General features: G+C 64.8%; 19 protein-coding genes and 1 pseudogene. 15 read left to right on the forward strand and 5 right to left on the reverse strand.

What is annotated here, in order from left to right; translation table 11 throughout:
* The first annotated feature begins 8 nt into the window (after positions 1 to 8).
* The 5 genes and pseudogenes from CJD35_RS12745 to CJD35_RS12765 all read left to right on the forward strand — a co-directional run bounded on the left by CJD35_RS12745 (position 9) and on the right by CJD35_RS12765 (position 5,560).
* Positions 9 to 1,933: pseudogene (locus CJD35_RS12745) on the forward strand (heme lyase CcmF/NrfE family subunit).
* The gene (locus tag CJD35_RS12750; RefSeq protein WP_017184480.1) at positions 1,930 to 2,457 is read left to right on the forward strand and encodes a redoxin family protein; all 528 of its coding nucleotides are present in this window, start codon (positions 1,930 to 1,932) and stop codon (positions 2,455 to 2,457) included. Before CJD35_RS12745 ends, CJD35_RS12750 begins: the two are co-directional and overlap by 4 nt.
* Entirely contained in the window at positions 2,454 to 2,861 is a 408-nt protein-coding gene (locus CJD35_RS12755; protein WP_017184479.1) for a cytochrome c-type biogenesis protein, read from the forward strand. The genes CJD35_RS12750 and CJD35_RS12755 overlap by 4 nt, the downstream gene beginning before the upstream one ends.
* Positions 2,858 to 3,499: a tetratricopeptide repeat protein gene (locus tag CJD35_RS12760; protein WP_017184478.1), complete on the forward strand. Its 642-nt coding sequence runs from the start codon at positions 2,858 to 2,860 to the stop codon at positions 3,497 to 3,499. Before CJD35_RS12755 ends, CJD35_RS12760 begins: the two co-directional genes overlap by 4 nt.
* Before the next feature lie 129 nt (positions 3,500 to 3,628).
* Positions 3,629 to 5,560, forward strand: coding sequence for a potassium transporter Kup (locus tag CJD35_RS12765; protein WP_017184477.1), 1,932 nt, complete (start codon positions 3,629 to 3,631; stop codon positions 5,558 to 5,560).
* A 41-nt stretch (positions 5,561 to 5,601) separates the two neighbouring features.
* Here CJD35_RS12765 and CJD35_RS12770 read toward each other — a convergent pair whose 3' ends face one another.
* On the reverse strand, positions 5,602 to 6,075 hold the full coding sequence (locus tag CJD35_RS12770) for an Hsp20 family protein (RefSeq protein WP_019052074.1): 474 nt from the start codon (positions 6,073 to 6,075) through the stop codon (positions 5,602 to 5,604).
* A 522-nt stretch (positions 6,076 to 6,597) separates the two neighbouring features.
* On the opposite strand from CJD35_RS12770, the gene CJD35_RS12775 reads away from it, so the two are divergent.
* The 3 genes from CJD35_RS12775 (at position 6,598) to dnaE (ending at position 12,121) form a co-directional block, all read left to right on the forward strand.
* The gene (locus CJD35_RS12775) at positions 6,598 to 7,848 is read left to right on the forward strand and encodes a lipoprotein-releasing ABC transporter permease subunit (RefSeq protein WP_017184475.1); all 1,251 of its coding nucleotides are present in this window, start codon (positions 6,598 to 6,600) and stop codon (positions 7,846 to 7,848) included.
* Entirely contained in the window at positions 7,841 to 8,512 is a 672-nt protein-coding gene (locus CJD35_RS12780) for an ABC transporter ATP-binding protein (protein WP_017184474.1), read from the forward strand. The genes CJD35_RS12775 and CJD35_RS12780 overlap by 8 nt, the downstream gene beginning before the upstream one ends.
* 75 nt (positions 8,513 to 8,587) lie before the next feature.
* Positions 8,588 to 12,121 (forward strand): DNA polymerase III subunit alpha, encoded by a 3,534-nt coding sequence (gene dnaE / locus CJD35_RS12785; RefSeq protein ID WP_017184473.1) that lies wholly within the window; start codon positions 8,588 to 8,590, stop codon positions 12,119 to 12,121.
* Positions 12,122 to 12,124: 3 nt separating this feature from the next.
* Here dnaE and CJD35_RS12790 read toward each other — a convergent pair whose 3' ends face one another.
* The 4 genes from CJD35_RS12790 to CJD35_RS12805 form a co-directional block, all read right to left on the reverse strand.
* Positions 12,125 to 13,186: a PA0069 family radical SAM protein gene (locus CJD35_RS12790; protein WP_017184472.1), complete on the reverse strand. Its 1,062-nt coding sequence runs from the start codon at positions 13,184 to 13,186 to the stop codon at positions 12,125 to 12,127.
* An 87-nt stretch (positions 13,187 to 13,273) separates the two neighbouring features.
* Positions 13,274 to 13,801, reverse strand: coding sequence for a molybdenum cofactor biosynthesis protein B (gene moaB, locus CJD35_RS12795; protein ID WP_017184471.1), 528 nt, complete (start codon positions 13,799 to 13,801; stop codon positions 13,274 to 13,276).
* Positions 13,801 to 15,594, reverse strand: coding sequence for a lytic transglycosylase domain-containing protein (locus tag CJD35_RS12800; RefSeq protein ID WP_017184470.1), 1,794 nt, complete (start codon positions 15,592 to 15,594; stop codon positions 13,801 to 13,803). Before CJD35_RS12800 ends, moaB begins: the two co-directional genes overlap by 1 nt.
* Positions 15,591 to 16,322, reverse strand: coding sequence for a uracil-DNA glycosylase family protein (locus CJD35_RS12805; protein ID WP_026002638.1), 732 nt, complete (start codon positions 16,320 to 16,322; stop codon positions 15,591 to 15,593). The genes CJD35_RS12800 and CJD35_RS12805 overlap by 4 nt, the downstream gene beginning before the upstream one ends.
* 129 nt (positions 16,323 to 16,451) lie before the next feature.
* On the opposite strand from CJD35_RS12805, the gene CJD35_RS12810 reads away from it, so the two are divergent.
* Genes CJD35_RS12810 through CJD35_RS12840 form a run of 7 tightly spaced genes read left to right on the forward strand, consistent with a single transcriptional unit; the run spans position 16,452 to position 24,270 of the window.
* Complete coding sequence (locus tag CJD35_RS12810; RefSeq protein WP_017184468.1) at positions 16,452 to 18,104, forward strand: electron transfer flavoprotein-ubiquinone oxidoreductase; 1,653 nt, start codon at positions 16,452 to 16,454, stop codon at positions 18,102 to 18,104.
* A 19-nt stretch (positions 18,105 to 18,123) separates the two neighbouring features.
* Complete coding sequence (locus tag CJD35_RS12815) at positions 18,124 to 19,743, forward strand: tetratricopeptide repeat protein (RefSeq protein ID WP_017184467.1); 1,620 nt, start codon at positions 18,124 to 18,126, stop codon at positions 19,741 to 19,743.
* Positions 19,730 to 20,605, forward strand: coding sequence for a 4-(cytidine 5'-diphospho)-2-C-methyl-D-erythritol kinase (locus tag CJD35_RS12820; protein ID WP_017184466.1), 876 nt, complete (start codon positions 19,730 to 19,732; stop codon positions 20,603 to 20,605). The genes CJD35_RS12815 and CJD35_RS12820 overlap by 14 nt, the downstream gene beginning before the upstream one ends.
* Positions 20,602 to 21,318, forward strand: coding sequence for an N-formylglutamate amidohydrolase (locus CJD35_RS12825; RefSeq protein WP_017184465.1), 717 nt, complete (start codon positions 20,602 to 20,604; stop codon positions 21,316 to 21,318). The genes CJD35_RS12820 and CJD35_RS12825 overlap by 4 nt, the downstream gene beginning before the upstream one ends.
* Positions 21,315 to 21,686, forward strand: coding sequence for a hypothetical protein (locus tag CJD35_RS12830; RefSeq protein WP_017184464.1), 372 nt, complete (start codon positions 21,315 to 21,317; stop codon positions 21,684 to 21,686). Before CJD35_RS12825 ends, CJD35_RS12830 begins: the two co-directional genes overlap by 4 nt.
* Positions 21,683 to 23,068: a bifunctional ADP-dependent NAD(P)H-hydrate dehydratase/NAD(P)H-hydrate epimerase gene (locus tag CJD35_RS12835; protein WP_017184463.1), complete on the forward strand. Its 1,386-nt coding sequence runs from the start codon at positions 21,683 to 21,685 to the stop codon at positions 23,066 to 23,068. Before CJD35_RS12830 ends, CJD35_RS12835 begins: the two co-directional genes overlap by 4 nt.
* Positions 23,065 to 24,270: a class I SAM-dependent RNA methyltransferase gene (locus CJD35_RS12840; RefSeq protein WP_017184462.1), complete on the forward strand. Its 1,206-nt coding sequence runs from the start codon at positions 23,065 to 23,067 to the stop codon at positions 24,268 to 24,270. The genes CJD35_RS12835 and CJD35_RS12840 overlap by 4 nt, the downstream gene beginning before the upstream one ends.
* Positions 24,271 to 24,325 lie beyond the last annotated feature (55 nt).

The following is a 24,325-nucleotide window of genomic DNA, read 5'->3' on the forward strand; positions in this document are numbered from 1 at the left end:
CAGGCCGCATGATCGCCGAAACCGGTCTCGCCGCGCTCTGGCTCGCCGCGTCCCTTGCGCTGCTTCAGCTTGTCCTGGCCCTCGTTGGCCTTAAGGGCGACAAGCCCGACCTGCTCGCAGCCGTCCGTCCTGCCGCCGTGGCGCAGGGTGTCCTGACCGCGATCGCCTTTGCGCTGCTGATCACCCTGTTCATGCGCTCGGATATGTCGGTGCTGCTTGTCGCCACCAACAGCCATTCGGCCAAGCCCTGGCTCTACAAATTTGCCGGGACATGGGGCAACCATGAAGGCTCGATGCTGCTCTGGGTCACGGTCATGGGCGTGGCGGGGGCGGCGGTTGCCCTGTTCGAGCGCGCGTTGCGGCGCGACACCCACATGGCGACCCTGGGCGGCCAGGCGGCGATCAGCCTCGGCTTTTATGCCTTCCTGCTTTTCTCATCCAATCCCTTCGCCCGGATTTCGCCAGCGCCAGCGGACGGGCAGGGGCTTAACCCCTGCTGCAAGACCCCGGCCTCGCCTTCCATCCGCCCACGCTCTATCTGGGCTATGTCGGCCTCTCCGTCGCCTTTTCCTTCGCCGTCGGCGCGCTGCTGACGCGGCAGGTCGACGCCGCTTTTGCCCGCGCCATGCGGCCATGGGTGCTGGGCGCGTGGATATTGCTGACGCTGGGCATCACGGCGGGCAGCTATTGGGCCTATTATGAGCTTGGCTGGGGCGGCTGGTGGTTCTGGGACCCGGTCGAAAACGCCTCGCTCATGCCCTGGCTCGCTGCGACGGCCTTGCTCCACAGCGTGACCGTGCTGGCGACGCGCGACGCACTGCGCGCCTGGACGGTGATGCTGGCAGTCGTTGCCTTCTCCATGTCGATGGTCGGCACCTTCCTCGTACGATCGGGCATCCTTACCAGTGTCCATGCCTTCGCCGTGGACCCGGAACGGGGCAGTTTCATCCTCGGCCTGCTCGCCCTTTATATCGGCGGCGCGCTGGCCCTGTTCGGCTGGCGCATCGGCGCTGTCCGCGAAGGCGCGCCCTTTGAACTGGTCAGCCGCGAAACCCTGCTGGTCGTCAACAATCTGCTGCTAACCGTCATATTGGGGCTGGTCCTGATCGGCACCCTCTATCCGCTGATGACCGAAGCGTTCGGCCACAAAGTCTCCGTCGGCGCCCCTTATTTCGACCGGATCGCCGGCCCCATCGCGCTGGCGCTGATGATCGCCATGGCTGTCGGCCCGTTGGTCCGCTGGCGGCGCGACCAGGCAAAGGCTGTTAGCAAACGTTTGCTGGGCCCACTTTGCATTGCGTTGCTATTGTTCAGCTTGGTGTCGGTTTTGGCCTGGGGCCGCATCGGCATCCTGCCTTTCCTTGGCCTCGTCGTCGCCGGATCGGTCGGCGTCGCCAGCCTCGCGCCCTTGTGGAAACGCAATCTGCGCCGCACGCCGCTCTTCACCTATGGCATGGTCATCGCCCATCTGGGCTGCGCCGTCAGCCTGGGCGGCATGGCCAGCGATTCCGCCTTCACCGTTGAAAAGCTGGTCGCCGCCCGTCCCGGTGACACGATCGAAACGGCTGGCTGGCAGATTCGCCTGCTTCAGATCCAGCCCCTTGCCGGCGACAACTGGACCGCGCTCCAAGCCGATATGGACGTCAGCCGGAACGGCGCGCCGGTCACCATTCATCCCCAGTCCCGCTTCTTCGCCTCTCCGCCGACCACCACCAGCGAAGCTGCGCTGCTCACCCGTTGGGACGGCCAGCTTTACGTCGTGCTGGGCGAAGAGGTGGAGGGCGGCCGGTGGCAGCTGCGCATCTGGTGGAAGCCCTTTGTCACGCTGATCTGGCTTGGCGGCATCATGATAGCGCTGGGCGGCGCGCTGGCGCTGCTCGGCCGGGAGCGTCGCGGCTGGCTGATGAAATGGCGGACGAGGGCGGCGGCATGAGGAAATGGCTCATCTGGCTTCCGCTCGTCCTGTTCCTGGGCTTCATCGCCCTGTTCGCCAGCGGCCTGTTCCAGCCTGACGATCGCATCATCCACTCCCGCCTCGTGGGTCAGCCGCTCCCGGCCTTCAACCTGCCTGCCGCCGCCAGCGATCGGCCGCCGCTCGCGAGCGGCCAGCTTGCCGCCGGACAGCCGCGCCTGCTCAACATTTTCGCCAGCTGGTGTGTCCCCTGCGCGGCCGAAGCGCCCCAACTCGAAGCGTTGCGGGCAGCAGGCGTGCAGATCGACGCCATCGCCATCCGCGACGCCCGCGCCGATGTCGACGCTTTCCTCCAGCGCAACGGCAACCCCTATGCCCGCATCGGCCTGGACGCGCGCAGCGAAGTCCAGATCGCGCTGGGTTCGTCGGGTGTTCCCGAAACCTTCGTCATCGATGGCAAGGGCCGCATCGCCTATCAGCATATCGGCGAGATCCGCGCCGACGATGTGCCGATGATCCTCGACCGGCTGAGGAGCGCGCAATGAAGTATCTGGTCCTGCTCTTCGCGCTGATCGCCGCGCCGCTGGCCGCGCAGACCGCGCTCCCGCCCGCGCCCTATGCCAATCAGCAGATCGCCGACCCGGCGCTGGAGCGCAAAGCCAAGGCGCTGATGGAGACCATCCGCTGCCTGACCTGCCAGAGCCAGTCGATCGCCGACAGCAATGCCAGCATGGCGGGCGACATGCGGTCCCAGATCCGCGAACGCATCATGGCGGGCGAACAGCCCGAAGCGATCCGCGCCTGGCTGATCACCCGCTATGGCGACTGGGTGAGCTATGAACCCACAGCCGCGCCGATCCTCTGGCCGCTCTGGGCCGCGCCACTGGTGTTGCTGGGACTGGGCCTCCTCCTCCTGCGTGGCCGAATCAAGCGAAAGGGACGGGCATGACCGGATGGTTCCTGGCCTTCGGGCTGGCCGCCCTGGCCTTCGTCGCGATGCTGCTGGTAGGTCGCATCCCGCGATCGGCGCGCGAAATCACGGCCGCCGCGCTGTTGCTTGGTCTGGCGGGCTATGCCTGGCAGGGCAATCCCGGCCTTGCCGGCGCGCCGCGAACGGTCAAACAGATTGACGCGCCCTTTGACGAGAAGCTGGCTGAGCAAAGGCGCGGCCTGGCGGAACGTTATGGTCCCGCCGGGCAATGGCTGGTCATGTCCGATGGCCTGGGGCGTCAGGGCAAGACGAAGGAATCGGCCAATATCCTGCTTGCAGGACTGCGCCAGACGCCCAATGATCCCAACCTCTGGCTTGGTCTTGGCAACGCACTGGTCGCCCACGCCGATGGCGTCGTGTCACCGGGCGCGGACTTTGCGTATCGGCGCGCCCTTGCGCTCGACCCGGACGGGCTGGCGCCCCGCTATTTCTACGGTCTTGCGCTTGCCCGCAATGGCCAGTTGCAGGCGGCGCGCGACCTTTGGGCGCCACTCGCCGCAGCCACGCCGCCGGGCAGTGCGATCAGGACGGAACTGGACGCCAATATCGCGCGTATCGACTCGCTGCTGTCCGGTAATGGGCCGGTCAGCCCATGATCACCCCTCAGGCCGCATTGCGCGGCCTTGGGAGCCGTGATAGGGCGCGGCGGTTTGTGGGGTGGCGGCATTTCCCTGATTGCCCTTGGACAGGTGTCGAACAGAGCATGACAATTCGGCTTTTCCTTCGTGGCTGATCTTCTTCCCAATACCGCGCCATCGTCCCCTGCGGACGATCATGACGGCGGCCACGGCCATTCCCGGCAAAAAGCGACGGTCAAACTCGTCGTCGGCGCGATCGGCATCGTGTTTGGTGACATCGGCACCAGCCCGCTCTACGCTTTCCGCGAAACCTTTGCCGGGCATCACCATCTCGATCTCGACCCCGACCATATATTGGGCGTCATCAGCCTGATGTTCTGGTCGATGATGCTGGTGGTGACGCTAAAATATGTCAGCATCATCATGCGCGCGGACAATAAGGGCGAAGGCGGCAGCCTGGCCCTGCTGGCGCTGATCAATGGCCAGACCAAGACGCAGCGCTGGTCGCGCGGCATCGTGCTGCTGGGCGTATTTGCGACAGCGCTCTTCTATGGCGACTCGATGATCACCCCGGCCGTGTCCGTGCTTTCGGCGGTGGAAGGGCTTGCGGTTTACAACCCCGCACTGGCGCCCGCCGTCCTGCCGGTCGTCATCCTGATCCTGCTTGGTCTGTTCTGGATACAGGGGCTTGGCACCAACAAGGTCGCCGCGCTGTTCGGCCCGATCATGCTGCTCTATTTCGTGTCGATCGGAAGCCTTGGCATCCTCTCCATCATCAAGACGCCCGGCATCCTGTTCGCCTTCAACCCCTATTGGGCGGTGATGTTTTTCGTCACCGATCCTCTGCCCGCCTTCCTCGCACTGGGATCGGTCGTTCTCGCGGTGACCGGTGCCGAAGCGCTCTATGCCGATATGGGGCATTTCGGTCGCAACCCGATCCGCGTCTCCTGGCTGGCCTTCGTCCTGCCCGCCCTGATGCTCAACTATATGGGGCAGGGCGCGCTGCTGTTCCGCGAAGGCGCCGCCGCGCTGCACAGCCCCTTCTACAATCTCGCGCCGCAATGGGGACAGTTGCCGCTGATCGTACTGGCTACCATGGCCGCGATCATCGCGTCGCAGGCTGTCATTTCGGGCGCGTTCTCCGTCACGCAGCAGGCGATCCAGCTGGGCTTCATGCCCCGCCTGCGCATCGCCCACACCAGCGCCGCAACCGCAGGCCAGATCTACATCCCGCTCGTCAATTGGGGCTTGATGGTCATGGTCATCCTGCTGGTCCTGACCTTCAAGACATCGTCCAACCTGACTGCGGCCTATGGCATCGCGGTCACAGGCGCGATGTTCATAGACAATGTGCTGCTGACAGTGGTGCTCTATCGCCTGTGGCAATGGAAATGGTATTATGCCGCGCCGGTGCTTGCGGTGTTCTACATCGTCGATGGCGCCTATCTTGCCGCCAACCTGACCAAGGTGCCGGACGGCGGCTGGTTCCCGCTGCTGATCGGCTTCATCATCTTCACGTTGCTGACCACCTGGTCGCGCGGTCGGCGGCTGGTGCAGGATCGCTTGCGTGAAGCGGCCATGCCGATCCCGGTATTCGTCGCCTCCGCCGCCAACAGCGCGGTCCGCGTTCCCGGCACCGCGGTATTCATGACGTCGACACCCGACGGTGTGCCCCATGCGCTGCTGCATAATCTGAAGCATAACAAGGTGCTGCACGAACGCGTGATCCTGCTGACGGTGAAGATCCGTGACGTACCGGTCGTGGAGGATGACGGCCGCTGCAAGCTTGAGGATCTGGGCCGGGGCTTCTTCCGCATGGTGCTGCAATATGGCTTCATGCAGGAACCCGATGTCCCCGCCGCGCTCAAGAATGTCGCGGGATGCGGTCAGGCGTTCAAGATGATGGACACCAGCTTCTTCCTGGCACGACAGACGCTGCTGCCGTCGTCCAAGCCCGGCATGCCGCTGTGGCGGGAAAAAATCTTCGCCTGGATGCTGCGCAACGCGGAAAGCGCGATGGAATTCTTCCGTCTTCCGACCAATCGGGTGGTCGAACTGGGCAGTCAGGTCGAGATATAAAAAGGGCGCAGCCCCAATCAGGCTGCGCCCCGACGTGCCTATCAGGCCGCGTCGCGATCCTTCGCGGTGATTTCCACAAGCTGACCGCCATTGATGGCAATCTTCTTGGGCTTCATCGCTTCGGGTACTTCGCGCAACAGGTCGATCACCAGCAGGCCATCGGCCAGGTCCGCCTTTTCCACGCGCACGAAATCGGCCAGTTCGAACCGCCGCTCGAAGCTGCGATTGGCGATGCCGACATGCAGGAATTTGGACCGGTCGGCTGGTGAGCCTTCATCCTTGCGACCGACAACCTGAAGCAGATTCTGCTGCGCGGTGATGTCGATCTCTTCAGGACGGAAGCCTGCAACGGCCAGCGTCACGCGATAGCGATCTTCCGATAGCCGTTCGATGTTGAAGGGCGGATAATTGTCGCCCTGGCTCAAACGCGCATTATTTTCGATCAGGTCGAACAGGCGGTCGAACCCAACGGTCGAGCGGCGATAGGGGGTCAGGTCAAAGTTACGCATCGTCATAATCTCCCAAAGAGCAAAATGAACCTGCCGAACCCGAAACCGGCGTTCGGCAATACCATGTCTGGCCCCATGCGGCGGCCAGACGCGCTTGATATGGTTCGGGCTTTTCGGCTTTCAAGGGGATGTGGCAGCCAGCATTTCGAGCGCCAGCGCGTGCGGGGTTGGACAGTTTGTCCTATCGTCAGGGAACAACAATTGGCGCAGACAAAAAAGCGCCCGGATCGCGGTTTCACGATCCGGGCGCTTAATGGACGATTGCTCGTCTCCCCCTTGGTCTGCCTCGACCGCTTCTCAGCCCCCTAAGCTCGAAACGGGATGCAGTATCCCTGAACCACGGCCTTTTACCTGTGCTTCGGCTATCTTGCTATGACTGCTGAGGGACGGAGTCACGGGCAAAATCGGCTGCGTGTGATTTTGCGCCTATGCCTGTGGCTGTGATGCAACAATCTGGCAATGCTTGCCGTTGTGCCATGCTATGCCTAGACGATCAGCCTGTTCCTTCGCAAAGGCCGACCGCGCCACATGATTCTATCCCGTTACGAACGCATGATCGCCAAACGCTACCTGTTGCCGGGGAAGGGGGAGGGCTTCATCTTCCTCGTCGCCGGGATCAGCCTGGTCGCCGTCATGCTTGGTGTCGCTGCGCTCATCATCGTCATGAGCGTCATGAACGGCTTTCGCGCCGAACTGTTCGACAAGATTGTCGGCCTCAACGGCCATGCCGTGGTGCAAGGCTATGGCGGCCGTCTGCCGGACTGGCGAGCCGTTCTGGCAGAAGCCAAGGCGACACCGGGCGTCACCAGCGCGACGCCGATGATCGAACAGCCCTTGCTGGCTACCTTCAACGGACGGGCGGAAGCCGTGTTGGTGCGGGGCATGACCGTGGCCGACATCCGCGCCAACAAGACGCTGAAGGGCAAGGTGATCGCTGGCAGTCTGGACAGTCTGACGCCCAATAGCGGCAAGATCGGGATCGGATCGCGCCTGGCCGAAAACATGGGGATCCAGCTGGGCGACAGTCTGACCGTGATCAACCCGGCGGGCCGCTCCACCCCGTTCGGCACGGTGCCGCGGCAGGTCGCCTATCAGGTCGCCGCCATTTTCGAGGTCGGCATCTATGATTATGACAAGGCCTTCATCGTCATGCCGATGGAGGATGCGCAGACCTTGCTCCTGCTGGGCGATGTCGTTGGCATGATCGAGGTTGAAACGGTCAATCCCGACAAGGTCGGCCAGATATTGGAACCGCTGGCAGGTAAGGTTGCAGGCCGCGCCGTCATCACCGACTGGCGGCAGATGAACGCATCGCTGTTCGAGGCGCTGGCCGTCGAGCGGGTCGCGATGTTCGTCGTGCTATCGATCATCGTGCTGGTCGCGGTGTTCAATATCTTGTCCTCGCTGATCATGCTGGTGCGTGCCAAGACGCGCGACATCGCGATTTTGCGCACGATGGGGGCGAGCCGGGCCGGGTTGGTGCGCATATTCATGACGGTGGGCGTCACCATCGGCACGCTGGGCATGGTGGCGGGGCTGATCCTTGGCTTTACCTTCCTTTTCTTCCGCCAGAATGTCGTCAACGCGATCCAGTTCGTGACAGGGCAAAATCTCTGGGATCCCTCGATCCGCTTCCTGACCGAATTGCCCTCGCAAGCCGATCCCGTAGAGATCGCCACGATCTGCATCATGGCCTTGCTGTTCAGCTTCCTCGCGACGCTCTATCCGGCCTTTAAGGCCGCCAATACCGATCCTGTGCAGGTTCTCCGCTATGAATGACATTTTGAAAGTCGTAGGGCTAACCCGCAGCTTTACCCAGGGTGGCGAGACGATCCATGTCCTGCGCGGTGTCGACCTGACCGTGGGACCGGGCGAGATTGTCGCGCTGCTGGGGCCATCGGGCTCCGGCAAATCCACCCTGCTCCAGGCGGTTGGCCTGCTGGAGGGCGGCTTTGACGGGTCGATCCGCATTGATGGCGAAGAAGCGGCGAAGCTCGATAATGACGGCCGCACCCGGTTGCGCCGCGACGCATTGGGCTTCGTCTACCAGTTCCACCATCTGTTGCCCGATTTCAACGCGACCGAAAATGTCATCCTGCCCCAGGTCATCCGCGATACCGAGATGGAGGCCGCGCGCACCCGTGCGGAATCCTTGCTGACGTCGCTGGGTCTTGGCCATCGGCTGGACCACCGACCCAGCCAATTGTCAGGCGGCGAGCAACAGCGCGTTGCCGTCGCCCGTGCGCTCGCCAACCGGCCTGCGCTGGTGCTGGCGGACGAACCGACCGGCAATCTGGATGAGCGGACCGCCGACATCGTTCTGGCTGAATTTCTGCGGCTGGTGCGTGAGGAGGGATCGGCAGCCTTGGTCGCGACCCATAATGAACGGCTTGCCGCCCGGATGGATCGCGTTGTCCGGCTGCACGAAGGGGTCTTGCAGTAAGGCAGCCCAATCTTACCCACAGACTTTTCTTCCGCAGGGCTGGTCACCAAGCTGGCCTTCTGGATAGAGTGCCCTATGCCCCACGCCGCTTTCGTCCCGCTTCGCATATTCTCCTCCTACACCATGCTGGAAGGGGCGATCGATCCCAAGAAGATCGCCAAGCAGGCGCGGGCGCTCGGCTTCCCCGCCGCCGCCATCACGGATCGCAACGGCCTTTATGGCTCGATGGCCTTTTCCGACGCATGCAAGAGCGAGGGCGTCCAGCCGCTGATCGGCGCGATGCTGGGCGTGTTGCGGCCGGGGCGTCCCGCCAATGCGTCGCCGGTCCATGACTGGCTGGCGCTCTATGCGCAGGATGAGACGGGCTATGACAATCTGTGCGCGCTGGTCTCCATGGCGCATCTCGACCGGCCGCTGGAGGAAGTGCCGCATGTCGACCTGAACGTGCTGGAGGGGCGGACCGACGGCCTGATCGCGCTGACCGCGGGCGGCGAAGGCGCGCTGGCCCGCCTGTTTGCGGAGGATCAGCCCGAAGCCGCGCTTGCCTATGCAGAGCGGCTGGAAACACTCTTTCCCGACCGTCTCTATATCGAAATCTGTCGTCGGCTCGATCCCATAGAGGGAAAGGCGGAGCCTGACCTGCTGGATCTCGCCTATGCCCGCAACCTGCCGCTGGTAGCAACCAACCCGACCTGCTTTACCGAACCGCATTTCCATGCCGCGCACGACGTCATGCTCTGCATCGCCGACAGCGCCTATGTCGACATGCCCGACCGGCGGACCAGTTCGCCTGACGCCTGGATGAAACCGGCCGCCGAAATGCGCCGCCTGTTCGACGATCTGCCTGAAGCGCTGGCCAACACGCTGGTCATCGCCCAGCGCTGCGCCGTCGCCGCGCCCAAGCGCAAGCCGATCCTGCCGAGCCTGGCCGGTGATATCGAGGGCGAGGCGCGGATGCTGCGCGATCTGGCCAGTGCTGGCCTTGACGCCCGGCTTGCGAAGCTCGGCATCATCGACGATGCCGCACGTCAGCCCTATCTCGACCGGCTGAAGTTCGAAACCGACATCATCATCCAGATGGGCTTCCCCGGCTATTTCCTGATCGTTGCCGACTTTATCAAATGGGCCAAGGATCATGACATTCCGGTGGGGCCGGGACGTGGTTCGGGCGCAGGGTCGGTGGTTGCCTGGGCGCTGCTGATCACCGATCTTGATCCGCTGCAACTTGGCCTGCTGTTCGAACGCTTCCTGAACCCCGAACGTGTGTCGATGCCCGACTTCGACATTGATTTTTGCGAAACGCGGCGCGGTGAAGTCATCCGCTACGTCCAACAGAAATATGGCGTCGATCATGTCGCGCAGATCATCACCTTCGGAAAGCTCAAGGCCCGCGCGGTCCTCAAGGATACCGGGCGCGTTCTTCAGATGAGCTATGGTCAGGTCGACCGGCTTGCCAAGCTGGTGCCCAATCATCCGACAGACCCCTGGACGCTGGAACGTTCGCTCAACGGCGTGGCGGAGTTTCGCGCGGAATATGACAATGATGGCCAGGTCAAACGGCTGATCGACTATGCAATGAAGCTGGAGGGCTTTCCGCGCCATAGCTCCACCCATGCCGCAGGCGTGGTGATCGGCGACCGGCCGTTGCAGCAGTTGGTGCCGCTCTACCGTGATCCCCGATCCGACATGCCTGTCACCCAGTTCGACATGAAATATGTCGAAGGGGCCGGCCTTGTGAAGTTCGACTTTCTGGGCCTCAAGACCCTGTCGGTGCTGCAAAAGGCGGTGCAGTTGCTGGCGGCACGCGGCGTTACGGTGGAGCTTGATACGCTCAGCTGGGATGACAGCGCCGTTTATGATCTGCTCCAGCGGGGCGACACGGTGGGCGTGTTCCAGCTGGAATCGGAAGGGATGCGCAAGACGCTGGCCGCCGTGCGTCCTACCAATTTCGGCGACATCATCGCGCTCGTGTCGCTCTATCGGCCCGGTCCGATGGACAATATCCCCATGTTCGGGCGCCGCAAGAACGGGCAGGAGGAGATTGAATATCCCCATATCCTGCTGAAACCGATCCTCGAAGAGACCTATGGCATCTTCGTCTATCAGGAACAGGTGATGCAGGCCGCGCAGATATTGGCCGGTTACAGTCTGGGCGACGCAGACTTGCTGCGCCGCGCGATGGGCAAGAAGGTGAAGGCGGAGATGGACGCGCAGCGTTCGCGCTTCGTCGAGGGCTGCGCCGCCAGCGACATCAAGCCGGCCAAGGCGAACGAACTGTTCGATTTGATCGACAAATTCGCGGGCTATGGCTTCAACAAGTCGCACGCTGCCGCCTATGCCTTGCTCGCCTATCAGACGGCGTGGCTGAAGGCGCATTATCCGGCGGAATTTTATGCCGGGTCGATGGCGTTCGATATTCATCTGACCGACAAGCTGACCATATTCGTGGACGATATGCGGCGCATGGGGCTGACCTGTCTGCCGCCTGACATCAACCGCAGTCAGGCGGACTTTTCGGTCGAGCCGATCGCGCATGAGGGCGATGATCCGCGGCTGGGCTATGCCGTGCGCTATGCGCTGGGTGGCCTGAAGGGTGTGGGCGAGAAGGCGATGGACCAGCTGGTTGCGGAACGCGACGCTGGCGGTCCGTTCAAGAGCCTGGACGATATTGCCGATCGGATCGAACCGCGATTGCTCAACCGGCGGCAGTTGGAAAGCCTGGCGGCGGCGGGAGCGTTTGACGCGATCCATGCCGACCGGGCCGGCGTCCATGCGGCGGCGGAAACGATATTGAGCGTCGCGTCGAGCGCGGCGCAGGCGCGCGAAAGCGGGCAGGGCGGGTTGTTCGGCGATGTCGAAACGCCCCATGCCGATGTCCGCATCCCGCCGCATCAGGCCTGGTCGGTGGCTGATCGCATGGCGCAGGAGAAGGAGGCGTTCGGCTTTTATTTTTCCGCCCACCCTGTCGATCGTTTCCGCCATCTGGCCGATGCCCGCGGTGCCAAAAGCTATGGCGCGATCTGCGCCGAGCCATTGGCGGGGGAAGCGCGCGCTACTGGCGTCATGGCGGCAATGGTCGAGGATGTACGCTGGCGCGAGACCAAGCGTGGGGCGCGTTATGCCAATGCGACCTTCTCCGACAGTAGTGGGCAGTTTCAGGCCAGCTGTTTCGAGGAGGACGCCTGCAAGGCGATCGAGGAACTGGCGCGCGATGGCGATTGCGCGCTGCTATATGTCGAACTGGACCGTTTGCCGGGTGAGGAAACGCCGCGTGTAACGGTGCGCAAGATCGAGCCATTCAAGCTGATCGCCAGCGCGTCGCGCATGGAACTGGTGGTGGATACGACCGATCCGGTAGCGGTCGAGGCTCTGGCGGCGCTGATGGCGCAGAGCCGGGGTGGGCGGAGCGAATTGTTCCTGCGAACATCGGCCGGGAACGGGCAGGCTGTGCGCCTGTTTCTGGGCGATGATTTTCTGCTGGGTGCCGATCAGGTCGACGCCATGTCGGTGATCCCCAATCTGACGATCCACCGCTTCGAGCGGATGGAGCCGACCCAGGACGGCTACCGGACCCGCAACCGGCGGGCGGGAATGCGGCTGGTCGGCTGAGCATCACAGCAGCCGCATCTGCGCGCCTTCGGGCGGGCGGAACAGGTCGGTGCGCAGGGTCAGACGTTCGGCCCCCAGCCCGGCGCGCTTGCGGGCCTTGACGAAGCGGGTGCGGATGAGGTCGGCCCATACGCCTTGCCCCCGCATCCGACTGCCAAACTTGGGGTCATTGTCCCGCCCGCCCCGCAATTCGCGAATGATCGTCATGACCCGCGCCGCGCGATCGGGATAATGGGCGTCGAGCCAGGCGCGGAACAAAGGCGCGACTTCATGGGGCAGGCGAACGGGAATATAGGTGACTTCGCGCGCGCCCGCTGCGGAGACGCGGGCGACGATCGTCTCGATCTCATGATCGGTGATAGCCGGGATGATCGGCGATAGGCTGGCGTATACCGGCACGCCAGCATCCGCCAGTTGCCGGATTGCCTCCACCCGGCGCAGGGGATGGGGCGCGCGCGGTTCGAGCGTGCGGGCGATCACTGGGTCGAGCGTCGTCACCGATATGGCGACCGACACGAGCCTGTCGCGCGCCATGGCGGCGAGCAGATCGATATCGCGCAGGATGCGGTCGGACTTGGTCGTGATGAATATGGGGTGGCGGCATTCCGCCAGCAATTTCAGGATCGATCGGGTGATCCGCCAATCCTTTTCGATCGGCTGATAGGGATCGGTATTGGTGCCCAAAGCGATGGGCATGACGGTGTAATTTTTCTTCGACAGTTCGGCGCGGAGCAAGTCTGCTGCGTCCGGCTTGGCGAATAGCCGGGTTTCAAAATCCAGTCCCGGCGACAGGTCATGGTAGGCGTGGGTCGGGCGCGCGAAGCAATAGATGCATCCATGCTCACAGCCGCGATAGGCGTTGATCGACTGGTCGAAGCCAATATCGGGCGAATTGTTGCGGGTGATGATCGTGCGGGGATGTTCGACCGTGACCTGCGTTCGGGTTCGGGTGACGGGCCCGTCTATATCCTCCACCGCATCGAGCCAGTCGCCATCGGTTTCACGTTGGGGCAGGGAAAAACGCGCACTTTGCGTGTTGAATGTTGCGCCTCTTCCTTTCTCCATTCCCATGACCGAACGAGAACATAAAAGGAACAAAATGTCAATCGGAAGTTCGTAAAGCCAGCCCATACACCATATGGCAAGTCCGGGTCAGCGCTCGGTCAGGCGGGGCATCAGTTCGACAAAGTTGCAGGGGCGAAAGCGGCTGTCCAGTTGGGTTACCAATATGCCGTCCCATGCATCGCGCACCGCGCCGGTCGAACCGGGGAGCGCGAAAATATAGGTGCCGCGCGCGACGCAGGCGGTGGCGCGGGACTGGATCGTGGAGGTGCCGATCGTCTGGTAGCTGAGCCAGCGGAACAGTTCGCCAAAGCCCGGAATTTCCTTGTCCTGCACCTGGGCCAGTGCTTCGGGCGTGACATCGCGCCCGGTGACGCCGGTGCCGCCGGTGGTCAGGATGACGTCTATGTCGGGATCATCGATCCAGGCGTGAAGTCTGGCGACGATGGCGGACTTGTCGTCCCGCTCGATATAGCGGGCGGCCAAGACATGCCCCGCGCCTTCCAATCGTTCGACCAGCGTGTCGCCGGAGCGGTCGTCCGCCGCGCTGCGGGTGTCGGATATGGTCAACACGGCAATGCGGACGGGGATGAAGTCCCGGCTTTCGTCAATCGGCATCAGTCGGACCCGCCACCCATCGACGCGGCCGGACGGGTGCGGCCATCGGCATGGCTCAGGCGGACAAGTTTCACGCCCTTGGCGTTGGGGAAGGTCGGCCACATGCCCTGCGCCATCCCGGTCAGGCAATCGGCGGTACCCTTGGCCTGGATCTGGTACATCCAATAGTTGCGCATGACGATGTTCACATAGGCGCGGGTTTCATAATAGGGCAGCGATTCCATGAACAGCAATGGATCGCCCTTGTCATTGACCTGCGAGTTCCAGCGCTCCACCGGCAGCGGCCCGGCATTATAGGCGGCCATGACCTTGGGCAGCAGCCCGCCCGTCGCGCTCATGTCGCGCAATGCTTCCAGATAGCGCTGGCCAAACTCCATGTTGGTCGACGGGACGAACAGTTGCGCGGCGGAAGAAAGGCCCATGTCGCTGCCCGTGCCGGGGCGCACCTGCATGAGGCCGCGCGCGCCAGCGCTGCTGACGACGTCGGACCGGAAGCCCGATTCCTGCAATGTGTGCGCGTAGATCAGCGAGGGATCGACGCGCCAGCCGCCATCGGGGCGCCAGTCGGGCGCGGGGAAACGGGCAAAGCTGGCCGGTTGCTTGCCCGCCGGGCCATTATGGGCGAGCCACAATTGGGTCGCGGGCAGATTGAGCGCGTTGGCGAGGCGGAGCAGCGCATCATATTGGCCAGTGCCGCCAATCTTTGCCTGAAAGCGCAGCAATTCGTCGGCGCGGGCGCTATCGCCGATCGCGGCGAGCGCAATGGCCGCGCGGGCGTTGGGGCTGTCCTTCAGCGCCAGCCATTCGGCCTGACCGAAGCGGGTTGCGACCGGCGGAGCGCCCAGCGGCATCCCCAATGATTCACGCGCCAGCAGGCCGTAGAAGGTTTCATCCGACCGGGCGGCGAGCTTCAGATAGTTCGCGACCTTTTCCGCTTCGCCGCAGACCATATAGGCGCGCGATGCCCAATAGGCACCAGCCGCGCGCATGTCGTCATTGGTCGCGAAGGCGGCGACATTGGCAAAGGCCGGGGCAGCGGCGCGGCAGTCATTCTGACGCCATGCGGCAAGGCCGGCGGTCCAGTGCGCCTGCACCGTCCAGTCGCCCCCAGTGCGGGTTTCGAGCGCGCGGGCGGCCATGCGGCGGGCATTGGCATCGTCATTTTCGATATAATAGGCCCAGGCGACGCGCTGGCGCACTTCCGTCAGCCCTTCTGGCGTCAGACCCGCTTCGCCGGTGGTCAGCAGCGCTTCGGCCCCGGCCGGATCGTCGACCTTGATGAAGGACTGTATCTGGCCGGAAAGCGCGACCGCCAGTGCATCCGTCTTGGTCGACACCACATATTCGCGGCGGGGCGCGGAACCCAGCCACACCATTTTCTGCACCTGTGGCAGGGTGGGCAGGATGGTTGCGCCGCGCTTTTCGGCGAGGCGGGAAAGCTGTTCAGCCTTGGGCAGCCAGGCCGCCTTGTTGATGAGGTCGAGCAGGTCGAACAGTTCGACCCGTGGCGATCCCTTGGCCAGATAGAGTTCGGACAGGGCGAGCGGGCGGACGGCGTCCTGCGCATCGAGCGCGTTGATCAGCGTCCGGGCTTCGTTCCACTGCTGCGCCTGCAACGCTGTAAAGATGGCGCGGTAGCTGGCTTTGGCGCCATCGCCAATCTGGAGCGGGGAGGCGGGCGTGACGGCGATCGCGGGCGAGATCGGGGCAGTTTCGGCGCGGGCGGGCAGCGTTGCAGCCAGGCCCAGCGCGATCAGGGCAAGGCTGGATATTTGGGTCGCGGCACGAATCACGGGTGAACTTCCTCGATCAGGCTTTGCAGGGCGCGCCAACATTGCGCTTTCGCCGCAGGCTGGGTCAGCAGCAGGCGGGGATGAAATGTGGCGATGGCAGGCACAATGCCGCCTTCATGGTTAAAGTCGCGTAAACCATCCGGGGCCGCGGCGGCATCCGTCGGAAGCAGCGCACGGATCGTCCGATCGCCCAGCAGCAGCAGGCGGCGGGGGCGGGCGAGGGCGACATGGGCGCGCATCCGGTCGGCCACGGCGGCAAGATCGGCCGCCTCCACCATGCCGCCGGGCGGACGGGCGGTGAAGAGCGAGGCGAGATGGATGGCGGAGCGGTCCAGCCCGATGGCGCGCAGCATCGCGTCGAACAACATGCCCGCGCGATCGGCCAGCAACTGACCCGCCGCCATGTCCGCCGGATCGGGCAAATCAGTCACGACCATCAGCGGGGCGGCTTCGCCCCCCGTCGGCAAAATGGGCGCGCCGGGCCAGCGTCGTTCGGGCTGGGCCGGATCATTTGCCAGCCAATCACGGAACGAATCGAGGTTTTGGGGTTTCTGTTCAGGAGGCGCAGACGCAGGAACCGCGCGAATCGCGCCCTTCGCATCGGGCGCGGTGACGGGACGCAGCCAGTTAACCGGCGATTCGCCGACTGCGCCATCCACGCCCGCGAGCGTCCACCACGCCATATAGGCGTTAGCTGCCGCCGCTTCATCCTGCAATAAACCCCGCATCAAGAACATCTTGGGCCAGAGGTTGACGAGGGGGTCAAGATTCTTCATCGCCTTGGATGGTAAAGTGTTGGAGTAATAAGGCGACCGGATGGACGGGGTGCAGCCCGCCGGTGGCTCAATGGAGGGTTTATGAGCGAACGGGAATCGATGCCCTATGATGTGGTCATCGTCGGTGGGGGACCGGCGGGGCTGTCAGCCGCGATCCGGCTGAAGCAACTGGCCAATGACGCGGGGCAGGAACTGGGCGTATGCGTGCTGGAAAAGGGGTCGGAAATCGGCGCCCATATCCTGTCGGGCGCGGTAATCGACCCCAGGGCGCTGGACGAATTGCTGCCGCAATGGCGCGAGATGGGCTGTTCGCTTGCTGAAACGCCGGTCACCGACAATCAGCACTGGTTCCTGACCAAGACCGGCAAGATGGCGATGCCGCACATCATGACGCCGGGGTGGATGCACAACAAGGGCACCTATACCGGGTCGTTGGGCAATCTGTGCCGCTGGCTGGCGGAGCAGGCCGAGGGGCTGGGCGTCGAGATTTTCCCCGGCTTTGCCGCGGCCGAGATCCTATACCATGAGGATGGCAGCGTAAAGGGCGTGGCCACAGGCGACATGGGTGTTGACCGGGAAGGCAATCATAAGGGCGACTATCAGCCCGGTCTGGAGCTGCACGCGAAATATACCTTCTTTGCCGAAGGCGCGCGCGGGCACCTGACCAAGATATTGAAGCGGCAATTCGCGCTGGACGCGGAATGCGAGCCGCAGGTCTATGGCATCGGCATGAAGGAATTGTGGGATATTGATCCCGCCATGCATCAGCCGGGCCTGGTGATCCATTCGCAGGGCTGGCCGCTGACCGACGCCTATGGTGGTGGCTTCCTCTATCATCAGGCCAATGGCCAGGTGGCGCTGGGCTTCGTGGTCGGGCTGGGCTACCGCAACCCGCACCTCTACCCGTTCGAGGAGTTCCAGCGCTGGAAGCAGCACCCGGAAATCCGCAAATATCTGGAAGGCGGACGGCGCGTTTCCTATGGCGCGCGGGCGATCAACGAAGGCGGCTGGCAGTCGGTCCCCAAGCTCGTATTCCCCGGCGGCGCGCTGATCGGCTGTTCGGCGGGCTTTGTGAACGTGCCGCGCATCAAGGGCACGCACACAGCGATGAAATCGGGCATGCTGGCGGCCGAGGCTGCCTTTGCCGCGGTGCAGAGCCAGCGCGGCAGCGACGTTCTGACCGACTATGAGGATGTGCTGCGCTCCAGCTGGATCGCGGACGAGCTGAAGCTGGTCAAGAATGCCGAACCGCTGCTGAGCAAATTTGGCGGCACGATCGGCACGATGCTGGCGGGCATCGACATGTGGATGCGTACGCTCAAGATCGGCCTGCCCTTCACGATGAAGCATAAGCCGGACAATGAGAAAATCTGGCCCAAGGATGCCTGCGCCAAGATCGATTATCCCAAGCCCGACGGCGTGATCAGCTTCGATCGCCTGTCTTCGGTGTTCCTGAGCAACACCAATCATGAAGAGGACCAGCCGGTTCATTTGCAGCTGAAGGATCCAGCGATCCCCATCAGCTACAATCTGCCCCTTTATGACGAGCCGGCGCAGCGTTATTGTCCCGCAGGCGTATATGAAGTGGTTGGCGAGGAAGAGGGCAATCCCCGGTTCCAGATCAACGCGCAGAATTGCGTGCATTGCAAGACGTGCGACATCAAAGACCCGACCCAGAATATCAACTGGGTCGTCCCCGAAGGTGGTGGAGGACCAAACTATCCCAATATGTAAGCGCCTGATCCCGTTCCTGATGCTGACGATTCCGGTGGCTGCACCCGCCGGAGCCTCGGTTGATCCGCAAGCTGCGCTGCACGCCTATGCGCGCGCGCGGCTGGCGGACGGGGATGGGGCGATGGCGCTGGCGGTGGACAATTACCGCATGGCCCTGACGCTCGACCCGGACAGCGTGGATGTGGCGCGGCGGTCCTATGTCCAGGCGCTGGAGAGCGGCGACCGGGCGCTGGCGCTTCGGTCCGCCGCGTTGCTGGAGGAGCAGGGCGCGCTGCCGCGTGACGGCACGCTGCTGCTGATCGGCGAGGCGCTGGGGCGCAAGGATTGGGCAGGCGCGCGCGCGCTGACGGCGCGGATGGTGGAGGAAGGCAATTTCTCCTTCCTTGCCCCCATCATCACCAGCTGGATCACGCTGGGCGAGGGCCATTATGCCGCGCCGGTCGTCGCGGGTCAGGACCGTTTTGCGGCGCTGGCGCAGCGTTATATCGATGAACATCTGGCCTTGCAGACGCTGGATCGCGGCGATGTAGCGGCAGCGGTGCCCGCGATCCGGCGCGCGATCGCGCTACGCGGCGGCGAAAGCGCGGCGTTGCGCCTGACGCTGGCGGCGCAACTGGCGGCGCGCGGGGCGAAGGCGGAGGCGCTGATGCTGGTCCCGGCGGGCGAGGCGACGTTTGCGCGCGCGCGGGCGGATCTGACACGCGGCAAAGTGAAGGCGGCGGCGGTCACGCCGGTCCAGGGCTATGCGCGCTTGCTGTCGCGGCTGGCTTCCGACATCGCGTCGGACAATAGCGGCATGGCGCTGAGCGTCCGGCTTGCGCGGATCGCGACCTTTGCCGATCCGGGCGGGACGGAGGTGCAGTTGGTCGCCGCGCGTCTGCTAAGCGCGGGCGGGCTGGCGCAGGGCGGCGTGGCGGAGGCGCGCAAGATCCCGGTCGATGGCTGGTATGGCGCGCTGGGCCAGGCAGAGCTGGTCGATGCGCTGGCGGCGGCGGGCGACAGGCAGGCGGCGCTGGCACTGGCGCGATCGCTGGCTGCGGAACCGGGCGCGGGCAGCGAACGGCAGGTGCGGTTGGGTCGGTTGCTGGCCGACATGCATGATTTTGACGGTGCCGCCGCGGCGTTCCGGGCAGCGCAGGCAGACTATGGTGACGGGCAAGTGCCCTGGGCGCTGTTGCTGTTCGAGGGCAGCGCATTGGAACAGGGCGAACGCTGGGATGAAGCGCGGGTGGTGCTGGAGCGGGCCATGGCGCTGGCCCCCAACGAACCTGTGGTGCTCAATTATCTGGGCTATGCGCAGATCGAGCGGCGGCAGAATGTCGCGGAGGCTCTGGACCTTATCAAGAAAGCGAGCGCGCTGAAGCCGCAGGATGCCTCTATTGCCGATTCTCTCGGCTGGGCGCGCTATGTGACGGGCGATGTTGCTGGCGCGGTTCCGGTGCTGGAGCGGGCGGCGGCGGGCGCGCCGGCGGATGCGACGATCAACGAGCATCTGGGCGATGCGCTGTGGAGTGCCGGACGGCGGTATGAGGCGCGCTATGCCTGGTCGGCGGCCTCCCTCTTTGCGCAAGGAGACGGCGCGGAGCGGATCGCGGCCAAGGTAGAGCAGGGATTGAAGCCAGAATATGCCGCACCCTGATCTGGACGCGGGCCTGATGATCGAGACCGCCTATGCCAAGGTGAATGTCGCGCTGCACGTGCGGGCGCGGCGGGACGATGGCTATCATGCGCTGGAAAGCCTGTTCGTCTTTGCCGAGCATGGCGACCGGCTGAGCGCGGTGGCGAGTGATGACGGGGCGATCGACCTGGTCATCGACGGGCCGTTCGGCGGCGCGCTGGAGGCGGGGCCGGACAATCTGGTCATGAAGGCGGCGCGCGCGTTGCAGGCCTATCTGGGGGATCAGCGCGGCGCGGCGATCCGCCTGACCAAGATTTTGCCGGTAGCGTCGGGCATTGGCGGCGGTTCGGCGGATGCTGCGGCGACGCTGCGTCTGCTGGCGCGATTGTGGGACGTGCGTATTGAAGCTGAGGAACTGGCGGGGCTGGCGCTCGATCTGGGATCGGACGTCCCTGCCTGCGTCGCCAGCGTGACGCAGATGGTGACAGGACGCGGCGAAAGGCTGCGACCGCACCCTGTTGAGGGGCTGGACGGCATGGCGATGCTGCTCGTCAATCCGGGGGTCGGTGTATCGACGGCGCAGGTTTTCAAAGGTTGGGACCGGGTGGATCGCGGACCGCTGGATGCCACGAGCCTGGAAACATTGGTGGCGCAGGGGCGCAATGACCTGGAGGCGCCGGCGATCGCCGCTGCGCCTGTGATTGCGCAACTGCTCGGCGCGCTGGAGGGGCATGACGGGCTGGTGCTGGCGCGCATGTCCGGCTCTGGCGCGACCTGCTTTGCGCTGTTCGACAGCGATGCGGCGATGGCCGACGCGGCCATGGCGGTGCAGGCGGCGCACCGCGACTGGTGGATCATGGAAACGCGGATCAGAACGGCATGAGCGAGGCATTCACGCAGATTGACGGCGGCGGGCTGGACGTTCTGATCATCGCCGATCATGCGTCGGCGCGGGTGCCCGATGACATCGACCTGGGCATCGATCCGGCGTTGCTGGACAATCATATCGCGATCGACATCGGCGTGGCGGAGGTCAGCGCGCTGCTGGTGGCGCAACTGGGCTGTACCGCGATATTGGGCGGAGCGTCGCGACTGGTGATCGACCTCAATCGCGAACCGGACGCGCCGGGCCTGTTGCCGGTGATGAGCGACGGCCATGCCATTCCCGGCAATCGCGACGCCGATCTGGCCCAGCGGATGATGCGGTTCCACCATCCCTATCATCATCAGGTCGAACGGCAGCTGGAGAGGATGACCGCGCCGTTCATCCTGTCGCTGCACAGCTTCACGCCCCATCTGGCCAGCGATCCGGGGCAGAAGCGCCCTTGGGAGATTGGCATATTATATAATGCGGACGATCGCGCCGCGCGCATCGCAATCCCCATGCTGGAGGCGGCGGGGCTGATCGTCGGGGACCAGTTGCCCTATTCTGGCAAGCAGTTGAACGCGACGATGAACCGCCATGCGGAGGCCAATGGTATTCCCTATCTGGGGATCGAGATGCGGCAGGATATGGTGCGTGACGCGGCGGGGCAGCGGCGCTTTGCCGATTTGATCGGCCCGGTCGTGCTGGCGTGCAGGAGCGCACTGACATGAGGATTTTGATCGCCGGATGCCTGTTGCTGACGGCCTGTGGCGGCGAGCCAGGCAAGCCGGGCAATGAGGCGGGGCCGCAGCAGGAGACGGCTACGCCGGTCGATGACGGCAAGGCCGATTGTGCGATCGGCGCGGACGCTGGCTGGGCGCGCGATTGCCAGATCGAACGGACAGGCGAGATATTGACGATCCGTCATCCTGATGGCGGTTTCCGCCGCTTCCGCGTATTGGCGGACGGTCGTGGGCTGGAAGCGGCGGACGGCGCGGAGATGGCGCGGTTGCAGATCGTCGATACCGGACTGGTCGAAATCCGTATCGGCGGCGACCGCTATCGCCTGCCGGTGAAGGTCGCCGGATCGGCGCCGTGAACGCCGGAACGCCGATCCTGACCGCAGCGCAGATGCGCAGCGCGGAACAGGCTTTGTTCGGTGCTGGCGTCGATGATTATGGCCTGATGGAAGAAGCTGGCGCGGCGGCGGCGGCGATTATCTGGCGCGCGGGAGGATTGCGCGACACGCTGGTCCTGTGCGGGCCGGGCAATAATGGCGGCGACGGCTTTGTCATCGCCCGGCTGCTGCGCGCGCGGGGCGTTGCGGTACGGGTCGCCGTGCTGGGGGAAAGCGGCACGCCATCGAGCCGCCGGGCGCAGGCGGGATGGGATGGGCCGGTCGAGCAACTCGCGACCGCTGCCCCGGCCACGCAACTGGTCGACGCGCTGTTCGGCACCGGGCTGTCGCGCGGGCTTGATCCGGCCGTGGCGGCGCGGCTGTGCGACCTGAGCGCGTCGGCCAGCCACAGCTATGCCATCGACCTGCCCAGCGGCGTGGATAGCGACAGCGGCGCGCTACTTTCCGCCGTGCCGCATTTCAGCATCTGTATCGCGCTGGGGGCATTGAAGCCCGCCCACCTGATCTATCCGGCGGCGGGGCATGTCCGACGGCTGATCTGCGCCGACATCGGTATTCCGGCGTCGGACTTGGTGCATCGGCTGATGCCGCCACGCCTGGCAGCGCCTGGCCCGGACGATCATAAATATCGGCGCGGTCTGGTGACCGTCGTCGGCGGGACGATGGCCGGCGCTAGCATTCTGGCGGCGCAGGCAGCCGCGCGATCCGGCGCGGGCATGGTGCGGCGGCTGGCAGCCGATGGCCTGCGCCACGGAGCCGACGCCATCGTCACGCAGGACGCGCAGACTGTCGATGCGCTCCATGATTGGCTGGATGACGCGCGGCTTGTGGCCGTGCTGGTCGGGCCGGGCCTGGGGCGCGACGCCACGGCGCGGGCGCGGCTCGAGGCGGTGTTGACCCATGGCCATCCGCTGGTGCTGGACGCCGACGCGCTGACGCTGATCGACGTCGACCAGATACCCGATGGCGCGATCCTGACCCCGCATGAGGGCGAATTCGCGCGGCTGTTCGGCGATCTGCCGGGCAGCAAGATCGACCGGGCGCGGGCGGCGGCGGAGCGGAGCGGTGCGATCGTGATATATAAGGGCGCGGACAGCGTGATCGCCGCGCCAGACGGGCGCGTTGCGGTGGCGTCGGGTTCGTCGCACTGGCTGTCCACCGCCGGGACGGGCGACGTTCTGGCGGGGCTGGTCGCCGGGCGGCTGGCGGTAACGCGCGATGCTTTTCGCGCGGCGGGCGAGGCGGTGTGGCTGCATGGCGATGCTGCGCGACGGGTGGGCGCGGCTTTTATCGCCGATGATTTGCTTGCAGCGCTGCCAGCGGCTATCGCCGCGCGATTGTGACCGACACTGATCCAGACATCATCATCCGCATCGCTGCCAAGGGCGATGGCATCACCGCCGATGGACGCCACGCTGCGCTGACCGCACCGGGCGACCGGCTGCTGACCGATGGCACGACCATCGCCGGGCCGCATCGTGTGGAACCACCCTGCGTCCATTTCCCGACCTGTGGCGGCTGCGAATTGCAGCATGTCGATGAGCCGAGCCTGGCGGACTTTGTGACCGGGCGTGTGGTCGGCGCGCTGGCGGGGCAGGGCATTGTCGCGCAAACGGTGCTGCCGCCGCATCTTTCGCCACCCATGACGCGGCGACGCGCCTCGTTGCGCGCGGTGCGGGCGGGCAAGACGGTGACGATCGGTTTTGCCGAATCCGGCAGCCATAAGCTCATCGACCTGAGCATGTGCGCGGTGCTGGACCCGCGCCTGTTTGCGCTGCTGGCGCCGCTGCGCGGCCTGTTGCGGCTGATCCTGCCCGACAAGCGGGCGGCGCATGTCCGCATGTCGCTGATCGACCAGGGCGTCGACCTGCTGCTGGAAGGGGTGAAGGTCGAAGGGCTGGCGGCGGACGAGGGGCTGGGCGATTTTGCGCGGACGCTGGGCCTGGCGCGCCTGACGATCGATGAAGGCGATGGCCCGCAGACCCGCTGGGAACCCGAAGCGGCCACGGTGACATTCGGTGGCGTGCCGGTGGCGTTTCCGCCGTTTTCCTTCCTGCAAGCGACGCCCGATGGCGAAGCGGCGCTGGTGGGCGCGGTGCGTGAGGCCATGCCGGACACGGGCGCGGTGGCGGACCTGTTTTGTGGTCTTGGCACTTTCGCGCTGGCGCTGGGGGCTGCGCGCCCGGTCTATGCGGCGGAAGGCGCGCGGGATGTCGTGCTGGCGCTGAAACTGGCGGGGCAAAGGGCGCAGCGGCGGATGGTGGCGGACCATCGCGACCTGTTCCGCCGGCCATTGACGCCAGAAGAACTGAACCGCTTTGCCGCCGTGGTCATCGACCCGCCACGCGCGGGCGCGCGGGAGCAGGTCATGCAACTGGCCGCGTCCAGTGTGCCGGTAATCGCCTATGTGTCCTGCAATCCGGCAAGCTTTGCGCGCGATGCCGTGCATCTGGTGGGCGGCGGATACCGGCTGGATCAGGTCCGCCCGGTCGGCCAGTTCCGCTGGTCCACCCATGTCGAGATGGTGGGAATATTCCGCCGATAAAAACTGTCCCTCGCTGCGGGGGAAGCAGCGAGGGACAGGCACCCTCTCCAAAGGG

It is taken from the genome of Sphingobium xenophagum (assembly GCF_002288285.1).
Taxonomy (GTDB): domain Bacteria; phylum Pseudomonadota; class Alphaproteobacteria; order Sphingomonadales; family Sphingomonadaceae; genus Sphingobium; species Sphingobium xenophagum.

Coding starts and splice junctions, on each gene's coding strand:
- CJD35_RS12780 (WP_017184474.1), top strand. CDS start 7,841: ATGAATGACATTTTGAAAGTCGTAGGGCTAACCCGCAGCTTTACCCAG.
- CJD35_RS12760 (WP_017184478.1), top strand. CDS start 2,858: ATGACCGGATGGTTCCTGGCCTTCGGGCTGGCCGCCCTGGCCTTCGTC.
- CJD35_RS12770 (WP_019052074.1), bottom strand. CDS start 6,075: ATGACGATGCGTAACTTTGACCTGACCCCCTATCGCCGCTCGACCGTT.
- dnaE (WP_017184473.1), top strand. CDS start 8,588: ATGCCCCACGCCGCTTTCGTCCCGCTTCGCATATTCTCCTCCTACACC.
- CJD35_RS12790 (WP_017184472.1), bottom strand. CDS start 13,186: ATGGAGAAAGGAAGAGGCGCAACATTCAACACGCAAAGTGCGCGTTTT.
- CJD35_RS12805 (WP_026002638.1), bottom strand. CDS start 16,322: ATGCGGGGTTTATTGCAGGATGAAGCGGCGGCAGCTAACGCCTATATG.
- CJD35_RS12750 (WP_017184480.1), top strand. CDS start 1,930: ATGAGGAAATGGCTCATCTGGCTTCCGCTCGTCCTGTTCCTGGGCTTC.
- CJD35_RS12825 (WP_017184465.1), top strand. CDS start 20,602: ATGAGCGAGGCATTCACGCAGATTGACGGCGGCGGGCTGGACGTTCTG.
- moaB (WP_017184471.1), bottom strand. CDS start 13,801: ATGCCGATTGACGAAAGCCGGGACTTCATCCCCGTCCGCATTGCCGTG.
- CJD35_RS12755 (WP_017184479.1), top strand. CDS start 2,454: ATGAAGTATCTGGTCCTGCTCTTCGCGCTGATCGCCGCGCCGCTGGCC.
- CJD35_RS12830 (WP_017184464.1), top strand. CDS start 21,315: ATGAGGATTTTGATCGCCGGATGCCTGTTGCTGACGGCCTGTGGCGGC.
- CJD35_RS12815 (WP_017184467.1), top strand. CDS start 18,124: ATGCTGACGATTCCGGTGGCTGCACCCGCCGGAGCCTCGGTTGATCCG.
- CJD35_RS12810 (WP_017184468.1), top strand. CDS start 16,452: ATGAGCGAACGGGAATCGATGCCCTATGATGTGGTCATCGTCGGTGGG.
- CJD35_RS12820 (WP_017184466.1), top strand. CDS start 19,730: ATGCCGCACCCTGATCTGGACGCGGGCCTGATGATCGAGACCGCCTAT.
- CJD35_RS12775 (WP_017184475.1), top strand. CDS start 6,598: ATGATTCTATCCCGTTACGAACGCATGATCGCCAAACGCTACCTGTTG.